15 protein-coding genes are annotated in these 15,764 nt (G+C 71.3%); 6 read left to right on the top strand and 9 right to left on the bottom strand.

What is annotated here, in order from left to right:
* Nucleotides 1-35 precede the first annotated feature (35 nt).
* From ACFYY8_RS08965 to ychF, 4 genes are all read right to left on the bottom strand, one after another.
* The gene (locus tag ACFYY8_RS08965) at nucleotides 36-2,912 is read right to left on the bottom strand and encodes a TcpE family conjugal transfer membrane protein (RefSeq protein WP_390038710.1); all 2,877 of its coding nucleotides are present in this window, start codon (nucleotides 2,910-2,912) and stop codon (nucleotides 36-38) included.
* Nucleotides 2,913-2,959: 47 nt separating this feature from the next.
* On the bottom strand, nucleotides 2,960-3,250 hold the full coding sequence (locus ACFYY8_RS08960; protein ID WP_352013769.1) for a hypothetical protein: 291 nt from the start codon (nucleotides 3,248-3,250) through the stop codon (nucleotides 2,960-2,962).
* A gap of 134 nt (nucleotides 3,251-3,384) precedes the next feature.
* The gene (locus tag ACFYY8_RS08955) at nucleotides 3,385-4,209 is read right to left on the bottom strand and encodes a conjugal transfer protein (protein WP_390038707.1); all 825 of its coding nucleotides are present in this window, start codon (nucleotides 4,207-4,209) and stop codon (nucleotides 3,385-3,387) included.
* A 1,082-nt stretch (nucleotides 4,210-5,291) separates the two neighbouring features.
* Nucleotides 5,292-6,380 (bottom strand): redox-regulated ATPase YchF, encoded by a 1,089-nt coding sequence (gene ychF / locus ACFYY8_RS08950; RefSeq protein WP_390038705.1) that lies wholly within the window; start codon nucleotides 6,378-6,380, stop codon nucleotides 5,292-5,294.
* Between the two features lie 97 nt (nucleotides 6,381-6,477).
* Here ychF and ACFYY8_RS08945 point away from each other — a divergent pair, with 97 nt between their 5' ends.
* Together ACFYY8_RS08945 and ACFYY8_RS08940 are read left to right on the top strand one after the other, a co-directional pair.
* A complete protein-coding gene (locus tag ACFYY8_RS08945; protein WP_390039063.1) occupies nucleotides 6,478-7,782 on the top strand; it encodes a DNA recombination protein RmuC in 1,305 nt (434 codons plus the stop codon).
* An 88-nt stretch (nucleotides 7,783-7,870) separates the two neighbouring features.
* Nucleotides 7,871-8,575, top strand: a complete 705-nt coding sequence (locus tag ACFYY8_RS08940; RefSeq protein ID WP_390038703.1) for a DUF6542 domain-containing protein — start codon at nucleotides 7,871-7,873, stop codon at nucleotides 8,573-8,575.
* A gap of 46 nt (nucleotides 8,576-8,621) precedes the next feature.
* Here ACFYY8_RS08940 and ACFYY8_RS08935 read toward each other — a convergent pair whose 3' ends face one another.
* Nucleotides 8,622-9,590, bottom strand: coding sequence for a 4-hydroxy-3-methylbut-2-enyl diphosphate reductase (locus ACFYY8_RS08935; RefSeq protein ID WP_390038701.1), 969 nt, complete (start codon nucleotides 9,588-9,590; stop codon nucleotides 8,622-8,624).
* Between the two features lie 108 nt (nucleotides 9,591-9,698).
* Here ACFYY8_RS08935 and ACFYY8_RS08930 point away from each other — a divergent pair, with 108 nt between their 5' ends.
* Nucleotides 9,699-10,790, top strand: a complete 1,092-nt coding sequence (locus tag ACFYY8_RS08930; protein WP_390038699.1) for a hypothetical protein — start codon at nucleotides 9,699-9,701, stop codon at nucleotides 10,788-10,790.
* Between the two features lie 28 nt (nucleotides 10,791-10,818).
* Complete coding sequence (xseA, locus tag ACFYY8_RS08925) at nucleotides 10,819-12,027, top strand: exodeoxyribonuclease VII large subunit (protein ID WP_390038697.1); 1,209 nt, start codon at nucleotides 10,819-10,821, stop codon at nucleotides 12,025-12,027.
* On the opposite strand, the gene ACFYY8_RS08920 is transcribed toward xseA, so the two are convergent.
* Nucleotides 12,005-12,475 (bottom strand): GNAT family N-acetyltransferase, encoded by a 471-nt coding sequence (locus tag ACFYY8_RS08920; RefSeq protein ID WP_390038695.1) that lies wholly within the window; start codon nucleotides 12,473-12,475, stop codon nucleotides 12,005-12,007. The genes xseA and ACFYY8_RS08920 overlap by 23 nt on opposite strands.
* Nucleotides 12,476-12,605: 130 nt before the next feature.
* On the opposite strand from ACFYY8_RS08920, the gene ACFYY8_RS08915 reads away from it, so the two are divergent.
* Complete coding sequence (locus ACFYY8_RS08915; protein ID WP_352013777.1) at nucleotides 12,606-12,845, top strand: exodeoxyribonuclease VII small subunit; 240 nt, start codon at nucleotides 12,606-12,608, stop codon at nucleotides 12,843-12,845.
* Here ACFYY8_RS08915 and ACFYY8_RS08910 read toward each other — a convergent pair.
* Together ACFYY8_RS08910 and ACFYY8_RS08905 are read right to left on the bottom strand one after the other, a co-directional pair.
* A complete protein-coding gene (locus ACFYY8_RS08910; protein WP_390038692.1) occupies nucleotides 12,842-13,387 on the bottom strand; it encodes a DUF4245 domain-containing protein in 546 nt (181 codons plus the stop codon). The genes ACFYY8_RS08915 and ACFYY8_RS08910 overlap by 4 nt on opposite strands.
* A 38-nt stretch (nucleotides 13,388-13,425) precedes the next feature.
* The gene (locus ACFYY8_RS08905) at nucleotides 13,426-14,028 is read right to left on the bottom strand and encodes a TetR/AcrR family transcriptional regulator (protein WP_390038690.1); all 603 of its coding nucleotides are present in this window, start codon (nucleotides 14,026-14,028) and stop codon (nucleotides 13,426-13,428) included.
* Between the two features lie 85 nt (nucleotides 14,029-14,113).
* Between ACFYY8_RS08905 and glpX the strand changes: the two genes are divergently transcribed.
* Nucleotides 14,114-15,148 carry a class II fructose-bisphosphatase gene (gene glpX / locus ACFYY8_RS08900; protein WP_352013780.1) on the top strand — a complete coding sequence of 345 codons (1,035 nt, stop codon included), beginning with the start codon at nucleotides 14,114-14,116 and terminating at the stop codon, nucleotides 15,146-15,148.
* Nucleotides 15,149-15,152: 4 nt separating this feature from the next.
* Here the strand turns inward: glpX and ACFYY8_RS08895 are convergent, their stop codons facing one another.
* On the bottom strand, nucleotides 15,153-15,764 hold the full coding sequence (locus ACFYY8_RS08895; RefSeq protein ID WP_390038687.1) for a DUF1707 domain-containing protein: 612 nt from the start codon (nucleotides 15,762-15,764) through the stop codon (nucleotides 15,153-15,155).

The following is a 15,764-nucleotide window of genomic DNA, read 5'->3' as shown; positions in this document are numbered from 1 at the left end:
CCTGAGCACCTCGCTGTCTCCTCGCGCCAGGGGGATCACTGCGCCACTTCCTCCTCGCTCGGTCGAACCGCCTGCGCCGTCCCGAAGCCCGCGACCACGACCCCGGCCAGCGCGAGGTAGGCCCGGCGGCCGGGAGCACGCAGGTGGGACGGCTCGACACGCTCCGACCTTCCCGGAGCCAGCTCGTCTTCCCAGGGCACCCGCACGATCGCCCTGCACCGCCCTCTGGCGACGGCCTCGGCCTGCTCGACGTCGCCCATGCTGCGGCGGCTCACTCCGTTGACCACCATGATCGCGCGCTTGCGCAGGTCCGCGCAGCCGTGTCCGTCAAGCCACTCGTACGTCATGGCGACCGCGTCGGGGCCGTCCTCACTGGCCGGGACGACCAGGACCAGCTGGTCGGCGTAGGGCAGCACCCTGGCCGCCAGCGCGGCGGCCGGGTCGACCACGACCAGCTTGTAGTGCCGGTCCAGGAGGTCCATGGTCCTGCCGAGCCGCCGGTCGGAGAAGAGCGTCCGGTCGGAGAGCCGCTGCTCGGCGCCCGAGTCGGCGTCACCCGCCAGGACTTCGAGACCGGAGGCGCACCGGCTGGTGTAGGCCCGCATGCCGAGGTAACCGTTGACGCCGTCCAGACCCGCGAGCAGTGAGGTCAGCGTCTCCGGCGACTCGGCCTGGATCCGGCCGGACAGGGCGTTCGCCCCGGTGTTGGCGTCCACCGCGAGCACCCGGTCCTCACGGTGCCTGGCCAGGGTGTGTCCCAGCATGAGCGCGGTCGTCGTCTGGCCCGCACCGCCGGTGCACCCGAGCACGACCACCCTGCGGCTGCCGGTGAACATCGCCTTGGCCCGCGCCTCGTCGATCTCCGACCCGTCGGTACGGCCCGCGCCCGGCCCGATCACGACCTGCGCGAGACGTCGCCAGCCGCCGGCCGAGTCTCTGCCGACGACCGACTCGACCCGGCGGACCTTGGGCTCGGCCTGCCCCGGCCTCGACACGGGGACCGGGGGCACGACCGGTGCCGGGCCCGCCGTCGGCCCGCTGGGGACCGCCCTGATCGAGACGCCCTGCGGGGGCCCCTGCCGCTGTGCGGGGCGCTGCGGCGGTCGCTGCACCGGGTGTTCCCCGGTGGCCTGCTGGTCCTGGCTCCGCCGTACCTGGGGGATCTGCTCGGCGCGCGGCGCTCTGGCGACCAACCGGTCCTGCCCCCTGCCCGCCTGCGCGGCCCGCTGCTCCTCGGCCAGGCGGCGGCGCTCGGCGAACTGCTCCGCGGGGACGGGCTGCCCCTTGCGATGCTGGGCGCGAACCCCCTCGTCGGCTCCGGCGGGGGCGCCCACGGGCGGGACGTTCCTGTACGGCGCCGCTCCGGGCCGTTTCACGGGCTCCTGGTCCGGAACCCCTGGAGCCGGGGCTCCGGCCACCGGGACACCGGGGGCCACCGTCGCGGAGGTCACGGTCTCGGGGACCGCGGTCTGAGCGGCCTGAGCGGCGGGGGCCGCGGTCTCGGGAATCACGGTGCCGGGTGCCGGGGTGCCGGGCGCCACCGTCTCGGAGGCCGGAGTGCCCGGCGCCGGGGTGCGGGGCACCGCGGTCTCGGGGACCGGGGTGCCGGGGGCCACGGCCTTCTGGACCTGGGCCTCCGCGGCGGGCTTCTCATGGGCCTTCGGCGCCTCGGGCGCCGGGGCGGTCACGGCCTCGACGGGGGTGGCCCGCTCGGACGGCCCGGGAAGCACGGCCTGCCGTTCCGGCCTGTCGTTCCGCGTGACGGTCGTGGGTTGTTCGATCGCGGGCGGGTCGGCGCGGAAGGCGGCGCGCTCGGCCTCGGTGGCGGCGGCGAGCCTGCGCAGCCGTCGCAGCGCCTCCGGACCGATCGGGGCCTCCTGGGCCGCCAGGGCGGACTCCTCGGGAGCGGACTCCTCTGAGGCGGGGTTCACCGGTACGGAGTCCGCGGGCGTGGACGCCGCGACCGCCGACGCCGTGGGGGCCACCGGCTCGGAGGCCGCCGGTTCCGCGACCGTGGGGACGGCCTGAGGACCAGGGGCCGGAGCCTGGGAGACCGCGATCTCGGGGCCCTGGGCCGCGGGATCCTGCGCAGTGGGGTTCTGCGCAGTGGGAGTGGGGTTCCGGGGCGCCGCGGCCTGGCGCGTGGCCGTCTCGGCGAGGGACGCCGGAGCCGGGGTTCGCGTGCTCTCGGACGCCGTGGAGGGCTGAGCCTGGGCCACGGGCTGGACCCGCGCCACCGGTGCGGCGGGCGCCGCCTCGGCCTTCCGGACCGGGGCCTGCTCGGGGAGGGGGCGCGCGGACGGGGCGAAGACCCGCTCGACCGGGCTCGGCGTCTCGGTCCCGAGGGCCGGGGCCGTACCCCTGCGTGGGACCGGAGACGAGCCCTTGACCGGGCGTTCGCGGACGGCGGGAGCGGTGGTCGCCGCCGCGGCGGCAGCGGCCACGGCGGGACGGACCTCACGGGCCGGAGCCGAGGGGGCGACAGCCGGAGCCGTGGCGCCCTTCGCCTTGCCCTTCACACGGCCCTTCACACGCGTGGGACTGGGATCGGCCCGCCACACCCGACCGGTCAGCGCGATCTCGTCGGACTCGGAGGTCGGCGCCATCCGGCACCAGGAGCGTGGCTCCCCCATGTAGCGGACCTGCGACTGCAGCAGCTCGGTGAGCCGCTTGCTCTCGATCACCGGTCTGGTCGAGAGCCAGGTCACCACCCCGGGCGGCACGAGGTAGACCACGTGCCAGGGGGCGTCGAAGGGCAGACCGAGAAGCGCGAGCAGCAGCGACCAGGGGGCCGCCACACCCACGAAGACACCGATCCAGACGATCGGCAGCGGCGTCGGCAGCCGTAGGTCGTACAGCTTGTAGAGCCGCTTTTCGATCCGCCAGATATTGGTATACGTGGGTAGATCCACACGCTCCTCCTCTCCGCCACTCGTTCTTTGACCGCAAACACGCGGTCTCAACCCGCCGAGATGCCCAGTGCTCCCGCGATCGCCTTGGCGGTCACCTCGATGATGTTGGGCACGTAGAAGATCACTCCGATGGCTATCGCGAGGATGATGAACTGGACGAACCTGGTGATCTCACGCGTGAAGAGGAAGAAGAGCGCCACCACGGAGACGATGACGAGAAAGAGCGGCGCGAAGAAGCTCCTGAGGAAGGTGGCCAGCCCCTGGGTGTTCACACCCTGTGGAGGGGACGTCGGCTGGGCGAGATCGACCGCGTGCAGCAGGATCGTCTTCAGGATCATTTCTCGTCCTCCGTGCTCATGATCACGGCCCGGGGGATAACGGGTCCGCGACGCGCATATGGGAACCCGCTCACTGCCGACTCACCGATCAGGGGGGGTTTGTTCACTGTGGACCGGCACCATTCGATCATGTGTTACCCCACAGACCGTTTCGCGCCTCGGATGTCCTTGACGAACCACTTGTCGCCCTGCTTCACCACGGTGAGCCGGTAGGCCTGCTCCAGCTTCCCGCTCGCCTCGCCGGGATCGGCGTTGGTGGTCGAGTCGAGGGACGTGGTCGTCCGCGCGGGCACTCCCCACACGACCGTCGCGGTCACCTCCCGGGTGGCTCCACTCCCCGCGGGAACGACGAGGTCCTTGAGGCTCACGAAGGTGAAGGCGCCACCGAAGCCCTCCAGGGTCACCCCGGCGGCGGCGTAACGCTGCAACGACACGTTGTTGCCCGCGGCGTAGGCCTTGAAGAAGTCGGCCAGGGGTGTGCGCAGCTCGGTCTCGGCGGCCGCGTCCCTGTCTCCCGCCGGGATCGCGGGCAGGTTCGCCGAGGAGGGCGCGGGCAGGACGGCCGGGCGGCCGGAGACCACGAACCTCTCGGTCTCCGTGTCGTAGAACACCGGCACGGACAGCAGCTGACGGCGGTCGTCCGACTGGAAGGCCAGCGTCACGACGGCGTTCTGCCTGTCGATGATCTCCGAACCGTACGGCTGCACCGCCCCGGCGGCCATCCGGCCCAGACCGTCCCAGCCGAACTGCGGCTCGGCGCCGTCAGGGAGATAGGGGGCCAGCCGCGACGCCCTTTCCTGGGTGCGGACGGCGTCGAAATTCAGATAGACCGCCGCGAACTGGCTGGCGAAAGAGGTGGCCCTGCTGACGGGGAATTCGGCGTCGGGGGAAATCTGCGGGGTTCCACTGGTCGTGTTCTGCTGGGTGAAGCGTTCAAAAGGTGCACGGACCCCGTTCACCACGATGACCACTATTAGCGCCCAAAGTATGGCGCGACCTGCCCATACGAGCCAACGACCACCGCCACCGGACCAACGACCCCTGGACGGCGCACCACGTCCCCGCGCCGGAGCGCGGTCGAACTCGGGGTCGTGCGGCGCCCCCGGGTATGCCGACAGCTCAGGGTCGTCGGTGATCCGAGGATCACGGACGGTTGACCTTCGAGCCATCTTGCCTCCGCTCGCGCCAAACCCCCGGCTGACGCGGTCTCGTATTACTCCCGACCCCGTAAACCATGGTCAAGCCCTTACTCTAACCGCCTTGACGATTGTTCCAGGAAAGCCACGCCTATGCTGCAGGCATCATGGTTACCGAGCAAACCGGGTCTGGAACCCGGCTGACGGCCCATCCAGGGACAACAAGACGAAGAAAGCACATTCCACCTGGCCAGCCCCTACGTCGATTACTCAAACGCCACGCATTGCTATCCAAACGGTCCCCACACTGTCCCGACCTGCCCTTTCCCCTCCGAACCGATCACTCACCGTGACCGTTCGCGCAGGATCGCTCCCAGCACACGGGAGGCAGGCGGGGAGGGGCGCCGAGAGTGGCGAAGCCGCCGTGCGGGCCGGAACCGACACGTCAGAGGCACTCGTGTCCATGATCACGAAGACCGGGACGGGGGCCGTCGCACCGTCCGTCGCGGAAACGGCCGAGGAACGGGTACGGCGAGCGGAAGCCTCGCCCCGCCGACATATCTCCGACACCGCACGGCCCGAAACGGACCGTTCCAGCGCGCCTGTGGCGCTCCCTGACCGGGACCAGGGCCCGGTGACGGCCACCGGCATCCCCGCCTGCTTCCGCGACCCGGCCGGCCCGTGGCGGCGCGGTTCCGACGAGAACGCCGACGGCCTGCCGCGCCGGCACTTCCCCAAGGCCACAGACCCCGGCGGGTCCGCTCCACCAAGGACCAGAACCGGGCGCGACGGCCGCCCCACGCGAAACGCTCGGCGGGGAAACCCCAGCCGAGCGTCTCGCCAGGCCTCCGGCGACAGCCGGTCGATCGACCTGCGTCACAACGGTCGCGGATCCACGAGGGCCGTCAGACGTTGAACCTGAACTCGACGACGTCGCCGTCGCGCATCACGTAGTCCTTGCCCTCGATGCGGGCCTTGCCCGCCTGGCGGGCGGCGGCGATGGAGCCCGCCTCGACCAGCTCGTCGAAGGAGACGATCTCGGCCTTGATGAAGCCACGCTGGAAGTCGGTGTGGATGACCCCGGCGGCCTCGGGGGCGGTCGCGCCCTTGCGGATCGTCCAGGCCCTGGTCTCCTTGGGACCGGCGGTCAGATAGGTCTGCAGGCCGAGCGTCTCGAAGCCGACGCGGGCGAGCTGAGCCAGGCCCGACTCCTGCTGGCCCACGGACTGCAGCAGCTCAAGGGCCTCCTCCTCGGACAGCTCGACCAGCTCGGACTCGATCTTGGCGTCGAGGAAGACCGCCTCGGCGGGGGCCACGAGCGCGGACAGACGTGCCCTGAGGTCGTCGTCGGTCAGCTCGTCGGCGTCGAGGTTGAAGGCGTACAGGAACGGCTTGGCGGTCAGCAGGTGCAGCTCACGCAGGTCGGCGATGTCGATGCCCGCGCCCTTGGCCCCGGCGTACAGGGTGGTGCCGCCGTCGAGGAGCTTGACGGCGGCCTCGACCGCGTCGAGAGCCGACTTGCGGTCCTTGTTGGTCCTGGCCTCCTTCTGGAGGCGGGGCAGCGCCTTCTCCAGGGTCTGCAGGTCGGCGAGGATCAGCTCGGTGTTGATCGTCTCGATGTCACGGCCCGGCTCGACGGCACCGTCCACGTGGGTCACGTCGGGGTCGGCGAAGACGCGGATGACCTGGCAGATGGCGTCGGTCTCCCGGATGTTGGCGAGGAACTGGTTGCCCCGCCCCTGCCCCTCGGAGGCGCCCTTGACCAGTCCGGCGATGTCCACGAACTCGACCTTCGCCGGGAGGATCTTCGCGGAGCCGAAGATCTCGGCCAGTTTCTCCAGACGGGGGTCGGGAACGCCGACGATGCCCACGTTGGGTTCGATGGTGGCGAAGGGGTAGTTCGCCGCCAGGGCGTTAGCGGTCTTCGTCAGCGCGTTGAAAAGCGTTGACTTGCCGACGTTGGGCAATCCGACGATGCCGATGCTCAGGCTCACGTCAGCCGAGTTTACGGCGAATCACCCGGTGCTGACCGCCGAGGCGTGTCGGGGGACCGGGAACCGGCGGTGCTGACATCATTCCGTGGTGGATGTCATGGCGCTCGCCTTCCAACTCGCCGTAGGACTCGCCGCCGGGCTCGCCATCGGATTCCTGCTCGGCAGATCCCGTGCCTCCACGGGGGCGGACCACGTCGTGGCGCGTATGGCGGACGCCGAGGCGAGGGCGAAGGCCGCCGAGGAGAAGCTCGCCTACGTCGAAGGACAGCTCACCGACCGGTTCCAGGCGCTGTCCGCCAAGGCGCTCGACGTCAACAACCTGCGTTTCCTCGAACTGGCCGAGACCAGGCTCGCGGCGGGCCGTGCGGAGGCCGCGGGTGAGCTCGAACAGCGCAAGCAGGCCGTCGAGCACCTGATCGAGCCGCTCAAGGACACCCTGGCACGGGTCGAGACGCAGTTGCGCGACACCCAGGCCGGTCAGCGGGCCGCCCACGCCGAGCTGGCCAAGCACATCGACGTGGTCAGGGAGAGCAACGAGCAGCTGCGGCTGCAGACGACGGCGCTGGTGCGGGCGTTGCAGCGGCCCGAGGCCAGGGGCAGGTGGGGCGAGCTGCAGCTGCGCAGAGTCGCCGAGATCGCCGGGATGCAGCGGTTCTGTGACTTCGACGAGCAGGCGAGCGTGACCACCGCCGACGGCGCCCTCAGGCCCGACATGGTCGTACGGCTCGCGGGCGGCAAGAACATCGTGGTCGACTCCAAGGTCTCCCTGGCCGCCTACCTGGAGGCGGCGGAGTCGGTCGACCCCGAGCGCCAGTCGGTCAGGCTGGACGCCCACGCCCGGCATGTGCGCGAGCACGTGGACCGGCTGGCGGGCAAGGCCTACTGGCAGGCGTTCAGCCCGGCGCCCGAGTTCATGGTGCTGTTCATCCCCGGTGAGGCCTTCCTGGCGCCCGCGCTCGAACGCGACCCGGGGCTGCTCGAACACGCCATGCGACGGCGGGTCCACATCGCGACGCCGACCACGTTGATCACGATGCTCCGCACCGCGCACTACGCCTGGCAGCAGGAGGCGCTCAGCGAGAACGCGCGGGCCGTCTTCGAGCTGGGCAAGGAGCTCTACGAACGGCTCGGCACCCTCGGGCAGCACATGGAGACGATGGGCCGTTCCCTGGGCAGGGCGGTCGAGGCGTACAACAAGACCGTCGGTTCCCTGGAGAGCCGTGTTCTGGTGAGCGCGCGCAAACTGAACGATCTGGGCCTGGTGGACGGCGAACTGGACGGTCCCGGCAGCGTCGAGAACCTGCCGCGTGCGCTGACCTCGCCCGAACTGCTGGCAGAAGAGGAGTCAAGCCCGTCTCCCATCTCCCGCCTGAACGGTAAGTTGGCGGGCGACCTGCCCTAGAGATGCTGTTCCCCGCGAAGCGCAGGCGGCCGGAGACCGCAGGCGGACAGGGGGGTCGACGCGGGCCGAGGTCGAGGGGGGCACAGTGGTGAACGAGCGAGGCGGCGGGCAACCGCTTGACGAGGCCGCCCGGGTGGGCGGCGCCGACCGGCCGGGCGGGACCGGCCAGTCGAACGGGGCGGGCCGTACGGGTGGGGCCGCCGGCCGTACGGGCGGGACGGGGCGTAAGGACGAACACGGGCGGGCGGGCGGCGTCCGGCTGACCGCGAGGGGCGCGATCGCGCTGGTACTGGTCTCGACGCTGGCGGGCAGGGTGCTGCAGGCGGTGGTCGGGCCGCCGGCGCTGCTCGGCCTGACGTTCGTGGCCGGCTGCGCGGGCGCGGTCGTGCTGGTGAACCGGCGGGACCTGCTCTCGCTGGTGGTCAGCCCACCACTGGTCTTCTTCGTCGCGGCGCTGGTCACCGAGGCCGTGGGCGCGCTGGGGGCCAAGGTGCCGATCCAGGCGTTCGGGCTCGGCATGTTCGCGCTGCTGTCGGCCGGTGCCCCGTGGTTGTTCGCGGGGTCGCTGCTGGTCCTGCTCGTCGCCTGGCGGCGTGGCCTGGCCACGTGCGTGCGCGAGCTGCGTGAGGAGCTGCGGGCGGCGGGACCGGCCCCGGCGCGGCAGAAGGCGACCGGCGCGGGCTTCGCCCCGGAGCCCGAGGGCTACTTCGAGCCCAAGGTGTACGGCACGCCGCGCGAGGAACAGCCCACCGAGGAGCGGCCCGCCCAGGAGCAGGCGGCGGACGGCCGGTAGGGCGCGGGTGCCGTACGACACCCGCGCGGCCCGACGGCGGGGCGGGTCAGACGGTTGCGCGCAGGTCCTTGCGCAGCTCGTGCGGCAGGGCGAAGCGGACGCTCTCCTCGACCGACTCGACCTCCTCGACGTGGTCGAAGCCGTGCCCGGCGAGGCGGTCCAGGACCCCGGCGACCAGCTCGTCGGGGACGGAGGCGCCGCTGGTCACGCCGACCGTCGTGACGCCGTCGAGCCACTCGTCCCTGATGAAGGAGGAGTCGTCGACCAGGTGGGCGGCGTCGGCCCCGTGGTCGAGGGCGACCTCGACCAGGCGCTTGGAGTTCGAGGAGTTCTCCGAGCCGACGACGATGACGAGCTGGGCCTGGGCGGCGATCTCCTTGACCGCCACCTGGCGGTTCTGGGTGGCGTAGCAGATATCGTCGCTGGGCGGGTCGATGAGGTTGGGGAAGCGCGCCTTGAGCCGGGAGACCGTCTCGGTGGTCTCGTCGACCGACAGCGTGGTCTGTGACAGCCACACCAGCCGCTCGGGATCGCGCACCTTGACCGTTTCGACCGAGTCGAGGCCGTCGACGAGCTGGATGTGCTCGGGCGCCTCGCCCGCGGTGCCCTCGACCTCCTCGTGGCCCTCGTGGCCGATGAGGAGGATGTCGTAGTCCTGGGAGGCGAAGCGCCTGGCCTCGTTGTGCACCTTGGTCACCAGCGGGCAGGTGGCGTCGATGGTCTTCAGGCGGCGCTGCGCGGCCTCCTCGTGGACGGCTGGGGAGACCCCGTGCGCGGAGAAGACGACGATGGCACCCTCGGGCACCTCCTCGGTCTCCTCGACGAAGATCGCGCCGCGCTGTTCGAGCGTCCGGACCACGTGGGTGTTGTGGACGATCTGCTTGCGGACGTAGATCGGCGCGCCGTACCGCTCCAGGGCCTTCTCCACAGCCTGGACCGCGCGGTCCACTCCGGCACAGTAACCACGAGGCTTGGCCACTAGGACACGCCGGATCGTGGGGGTCTCTGACGTCATGTTCTTATGCTACGTGGAGCGCCCACTCGTCCTGTGGCCACATGAGGCATCGTCTTGCCCGACACTTGCCATACGGAACGACCCAAACAGATCCATCAGGGAGACGACATGTCAGTCCCCGACATCATTCGCAATGTCACCAGAAACGTGCGCGAGGCGCTTTCCAGCCGTGAGGAGTTCAAGGAGAAGACCAAGGATCTGCCGCTCTACGTGCTGCAGAGCACGCTGAGCGGGGTCGGCCAGGCCCTGCAGTTCGGCGGCCGCGTGAAGGACAGGATCAGGCGCCTCGCCGGGCAGGACGTGGAGGAGGAGACCGAAACCACCGCGACCGCTGAGCAGGCCACCGACGACAGGCCCGCCCGCAGGGAGCCGGTGATCTTCGCCCCACGTCCCGACAGGACCGCCGCCAAGGAGACCACCGAGCCCGTCGAGCCGAAGGCCGAGGCGAACGGCGCCAGGACGCGCCCCGAGCCCGTCATCTTCGCCCCCGCGAAGTCCACCGCTGGGCCCACCACTGAGCCCGTCGCTGAGCCCACCGCCAAGCCCGCGGGTGAGGCCACCGGGGAAACCTCCGTCGCCCCCGCTGACTCCCCCGCCGGTGCCCCCGCCGACGCCGTGAGCGCCCCCGCCGACGTCCCCGCCAAGCCTTCGGCCGAGGCCCCCGCTGAGGCTCCCACTGAGACTTCCGCCGAGCCCGCCGCCAAGGTCCACACCGGGACCCCCGCCGAGGCTTCCACGGATGCCCCCGCCGAGGCCCCTGCGGAGGCCCCTGCCGAGCCCCTCGCTGAGACTTCCGTCACGCCCGCCGCCGAGGCCCCGGAGAAGACCGCCTCGCAGGCCGAGACCACCGAGGCCGTCGCCGGGGGCTCCGCCGACGGGTCCCCCGCGGTGACGACCGAGTCCGAGACCACGGAGACTCCCGAAACCGCCGAGGCCCCCGAGGCCCCCGAGGCCGCTGACGCCGCTAAGACCGCTGAGCCCTCAGAGGCCTCAGAGGCGAAGGCCGCCGAGGAGAGCGCCCTCGCGGAGCCGATGCCGGGGTACGCCACCCTGACGATCGCCTCCCTGCGCGCCCGGATGCGCGGCAAGTCCGCCGAGCAGATCGGTGAGCTGCTCGCCTACGAGCGGGCCACCTCCGCCAGGCCCGAGGTCGTGCGCATGTACGAGAACCGCCTGGCCAAGCTCCAGGCCGCCGAATGACGGCCTGGGCCGCGTAGGCTCTGCGGACATGACCTCGAAGACCACCCCCGAACAGCCGCTTCCCGTCCGCACGGTGCTGCAGATGGTCGGCGGCTGGATCGGCAAACTCGGCACCGTGTGGGTCGAGGGGCAGATCACCGAGCTGACCGCCCGGGGTGGCACGGTCTTCCTGACGCTGCGCGACCCGGTGGCCAACGTCTCGGCCCGTGTCACCTGCCCGCGTGGCGTGTACGAGGCGACCGTCCCCCGCCCGGTGGACGGCGCCCGGGTCGTCATGCACCTGAAGCCGGACTTCTGGGTCAACAAGGGTTCCTTCGCCTTCACGGCCCTGGAGATGCGCCCCGTGGGGGTCGGCGAGTTGCTGGCCAGGCTCGAACGCCTGCGCCAGCTGCTCGCCTCCGAGGGGTTGTTCAAGGTGGACCGCAAGCGGCGGCTGCCGTTCCTGCCCGGCGTCGTGGGGCTGATCTGCGGCCGTGACTCGGCCGCGGAGCGCGACGTGCTGGAGAACGCGCGGCGCCGCTGGCCCGCGGTGCGTTTCAAGGTGGAGACGGTCGCCGTGCAGGGGCCGTACGCCGTGACCGAGGTCACCGAGGCGCTGCGCGGGCTCGACGCGGACGACGAGGTCGAGGTCATCGTCATCGCGCGGGGCGGCGGCTCCCTTGAGGACCTGCTGCCCTTCTCCGACGAGTCGCTGGTCAGGGCCGTGGCGGCCTGCCGTACGCCGGTGGTCAGCGCCATCGGCCACGAGCAGGACAATCCGTTGCTCGACATGGTCGCCGACGTGCGGGCGTCCACCCCCACGGACGCGGCCAAGAAGGTCGTGCCCGACGTCGGTGAGCAGCTCACGCTGGTGCGCCAGCTACGTGACCGGGGGCGCAGGGTCGCGGGCGGGTGGCTCGACCGCGAGCTGACCTGGCTGGCGGCCGTACGGTCCCGGCCCGCGCTGGCCGACCCTGTCCGGGAGATCGAGCGCAGGGCCGAGCAGGCCGAGCAGCTCAGGGACCGTGCCCGGCGCTCCCTGGGCGCCTCTCTCGACCGGGCTGAGGACGCCCTGGGGCATCTGCGGGCCCGGCTGGTCACGCTGTCGCCCGCGGCGACGCTGGAGCGCGGCTACGCGATCGTGCAGCGCCCCGGCGGCGAGGTCGTACGGCGGGCGGCCGACGTCGCCCCCGGCGCCGAGCTGACGATCAGGTTCCCCGACGACCGAGTCACCGTCAGGCGGGACTCCGCCACGTGAGCGAGGGGTAGCCGTCGGCGGTGAAGCCCATCTCCCGGTAGAGCGGCGCCCCGTCGGAGGTCGCGTGCAGGTCGATCCTGCGGATGTCCCTGGCGCGGTACCACGCCATGAGGGCGGCCAGCACGGCCCTGCCGTGCCCCTGCCTGCGGTGGGCGGGGTCGGTCGTCATGCCCTGGATGTAGCCGTAGCGTCCGTCGGGCAGGCCGGGGCCGGGGAAGCGGTCGAAGATGAGACCGACCCCGCAGGAGGCGAGTCCGCCCTCGGGGGCGTCGACCACGTAGACGGCGGTGTCGGGACTGCCGATCCGCTCGCTGAGGCTGTCGGCGTAGGACTCGCGCCAGCCTCCGTCGATCGGGAAACTGCCGTCCATCGCCATGCGGTCGGCCAGGATCTGGCGGAGCCGTACCAGTTCGGGGATGTCCTCGGATGTCGCGGGGCGAACACTCACCGGCCCAGTCTCCCAGGCGGAAGATCGTCGGCGGTCGGCGGGGTCCGCGCCGGGGGCTCGTTCTGTGGATCTTTCCGCCTCCTGCGGCCGCCCAGGCGGCTCCCCGCGGAACAAGCCCTAGGGTGGGGGCGTGGCCGATGAGAAGACACCGTCGTACGAGCAGGCGCGTGAGGAGCTGACCGAGGTGGTCCGCCGTCTTGAGGCGGGCGGGCTCACCCTGGAGGAGTCCATCCAGCTGTGGGAGCGGGGCGAGCGGCTCGCGGCGCTGTGCGAGGAGTGGCTGCAGGGCGCCCGGGTGAAACTGGCGGCGGCCATGGCGCAGCGCAGGGGGCCGGACCCGGCGGGGGATGCGCCCTTCCAGCCCTTCTAGGTCAGCTTGGACTGCTGCTTGAGGGTCGCGGCCAGGGCGGACAGCTCGTCCCACTGGGCGGTGCCGGTGACGACGAGTGTGACGTCGGGCAGGACCCGCACCAGGGAGCGCTGGTTCTTGTCCTCGCGGAAGCGCTTCTCCCAGGTCACCCCGTTGACCTGGAGGCTGCCCTGGGGCCGGTCGCCGTTGGCCATCCGGTTGGCGAACCCGGCGGCGGGCCGTTCGTCGCTCTGGGCGATCAGGGCGTGGGCGCGCTTGGCGGTGGCGAAGCCGAGCCGCCAGGTCACGGTCGCCTTGCCCTCGCTGTCCTTGCCCTTGGTCATCCGCGAACTCGTCGGCACCCAGTTGGCGAGCACGGACTCGGGGGACCACACCTGGTACGGCGCGTCCCGGCGCATGTTGGCCACGTCGATCGAGTAGTCGATCTTGGGAATGTGCTCGGTACGGCTCTGCGGGGTCACCAGGAGAAAGACACCGACGCCCGCGAGACAGACCATCATCGCGAACGCGTATCCGTAGAAACCCTGAGTGAACCGTCGCACGACCACCGAGACTATCCGCTCACGGGGGCGCTCCCGCCTCAGGGGCGCCGGATCTGCCCGATGATGCCCAGTACGTTCTCCGCGAGGGCTCGGGAGGTCTCCTCGTCCGGTGACAGGACGACCTCGGTGACGGCGGCGTCCAGCGCCCCGGTGAGCACCACGACCAGCGCGTTCTCACCGTCGAACAGGCTGGCGCTGCGCCTGGTCCACTGGCGCAGCCGTTCGCGCATGACGACCTCGAAGCCGGGCGGCCCGTCGCCGCGCAGGAACAGCGCGGCGATCTCGCGTTCGGCCAGGCAGCCGTCGAGGTAGGCGCGGGCACCCGCGACGAACAGCCGCACGGGGTCGTCCTCACCCGTGGCACGGGCCGTGTGGACGGCCTGCCTGGTCCGCCGGGCCTGACGTTCCTGGAACTCCTCGAACAGCGTCAGGTAGAGGTCGGCCTTGCCGGAGAAGTGGTGGTAGAGGCTACCGACGCTCGCCTCGGCCCTGGAGACGATGTCGGTGACGCCGGTGTCGGCGAAACCGCCGGTGAGAAAGGCCTCCCTGGCGGCGGAGAGCAGGGCCGTACGTGTCGCGGCGCCTCGTTCCGAGGCGCGTGCGGTCAGGCCCGCCGGTTCCCGTTCCGTGTCACGGCTCATCGTGGGGACATTATCCTCCGCTGCTCGGTCAGAAGAGGGACAACTACGATCGATGTGCAGCAATCCACGAGAGGGGCCCTCCGCCATGTCCGATCAGACGACCGTCCCAGCCGAACTGGCCACGGGTGAACACGCACCTGATCGCAACCTCGCCCTCGAACTCGTCCGGGTGACCGAGGCGGCGGCGATGTCCGCGGCCCGCTGGGTCGGGCGGGGTGACAAGAACGGCGCGGACGGCGCCGCGGTGAACGCCATGCGCCAGCTGATCAACACCGTGTCGATGAGCGGTGTGGTGGTGATCGGTGAGGGTGAGAAGGACAACGCGCCGATGCTCTACAACGGTGAGCGCGTCGGCGACGGCAGCGGCGCCGAGTGCGACGTGGCCGTCGACCCGATCGACGGCACCCGGCTGACCGCGCTCGGCATGCCGAACGGCATCTCGGTCATCGCGGTCAGCGAGCGCGGCTCGATGTACGACCCGTCGGCCGTCTTCTACATGGACAAGCTGGTCACCGGGCCCGAGGCGGCCGACGCGGTGGACATCAACGCCCCGGTCGCCGACAACATCGCCGCGGTGGCACGTGCCAAGGGCGGCGCGCCCTCCGACGTGACCGTGGTGATCCTCGACCGGCCGCGCCACGACAAGGTCATCCGGCAGATCCGGGAGGCGGGTGCCCGGATCAAGCTCATCACCGACGGCGACGTGGCCGGTGCCATCATGGCGGCCCGCGCGGGCACGGGCGTCGACCTGATGCTCGGCATCGGCGGCACGCCCGAGGGCATCATCGCGGCGTGCGCGCTCAAGTGCCTGGGCGGGGTCATCCAGGGCAGGCTGTGGCCGCAGGACGACGCCGAGCGGCGCAGGGCCCTGGACGCCGGCCTCGACCTCGACGCCACGCTGACCACCGACGACCTGGTCAGGTCGGACGACGTCTTCTTCGCCGCGACCGGGATCACCGACGGCGAGCTGATGCAGGGCGTGCGCTACCGAAGCGGGCGGGCGGTGACCAACTCCCTGGTCATGCGGGGCCGTTCCGGCACGATCCGCAAGATCGAGAGCGAGCACCAGCTCTGGAAGCTGCGGGCCTACAGCGCGATCAACTTCGACGACGCGAGCTGACCCGTCACGCCGACCGGCGGCGGAACCACGGCCTGCGGGGACGCTTGGGTGACTTGGCGACGACGTTGCCCATGGTGACGAGGCCGGTGATCTCGATCACCGGCCCGTCCGGGGAGGGTGGGACCTGGTTCTTCCTTCCCGCCATGAACCCCGATCCGGACATCAGGATGCGCACGCCCTCGGGGACGATCAGGGTGAGGGTCGCGGCCATCACGGTGACGTTCAGCGTCACGTGGCTCGACTGGAGCACCGCCTCGCGCAGGTCGAGGGTGACGTTGGCGCAGATGGCGGTGGCGGAGTAGCGGGTGGGCACCACCCAGCGGCCCGCGTGTGTCTGGGTGCCGAAGAAGGCCATGACGGGCCGGACGTCGGTGCGCAGGGGCTGTTCCTCGGGCGGGAGCAGGTCGGTGGTGAACGCCGCGAGCTCGCCCAGGGTCCTGGCCTGATAGACGGCGGTGAGGCGTTCCTCGTGTTCGTCGGGGGTGAGCCTGCCGTCGGCGAGTGCGTCGGCCAGCACCGCCGCCACGCGCTCCCGGTCGTCGTTGCCCGCCCTCAGATCGCCGGGACGCGGTTCGTACGCGGGATCGCGAGGCGCCGGGGGAGGGTAGCTGTCCAC

Source organism: Streptosporangium sp. NPDC001559, assembly GCF_042893955.1.
Lineage (GTDB): Bacteria > Actinomycetota > Actinomycetes > Streptosporangiales > Streptosporangiaceae > Streptosporangium.
Note: the sequence above shows the minus strand (reverse complement) of the source record. Positions and strands in the feature narration are given on the sequence as shown.

Coding starts and splice junctions, on each gene's coding strand:
- ACFYY8_RS08960 (WP_352013769.1), bottom strand. CDS start 3,250: ATGATCCTGAAGACGATCCTGCTGCACGCGGTCGATCTCGCCCAGCCG.
- ACFYY8_RS08945 (WP_390039063.1), top strand. CDS start 6,478: ATGGCGCTCGCCTTCCAACTCGCCGTAGGACTCGCCGCCGGGCTCGCC.
- ACFYY8_RS08935 (WP_390038701.1), bottom strand. CDS start 9,590: ATGACGTCAGAGACCCCCACGATCCGGCGTGTCCTAGTGGCCAAGCCT.
- ACFYY8_RS08930 (WP_390038699.1), top strand. CDS start 9,699: ATGTCAGTCCCCGACATCATTCGCAATGTCACCAGAAACGTGCGCGAG.
- xseA (WP_390038697.1), top strand. CDS start 10,819: ATGACCTCGAAGACCACCCCCGAACAGCCGCTTCCCGTCCGCACGGTG.
- ACFYY8_RS08905 (WP_390038690.1), bottom strand. CDS start 14,028: ATGAGCCGTGACACGGAACGGGAACCGGCGGGCCTGACCGCACGCGCC.
- glpX (WP_352013780.1), top strand. CDS start 14,114: ATGTCCGATCAGACGACCGTCCCAGCCGAACTGGCCACGGGTGAACAC.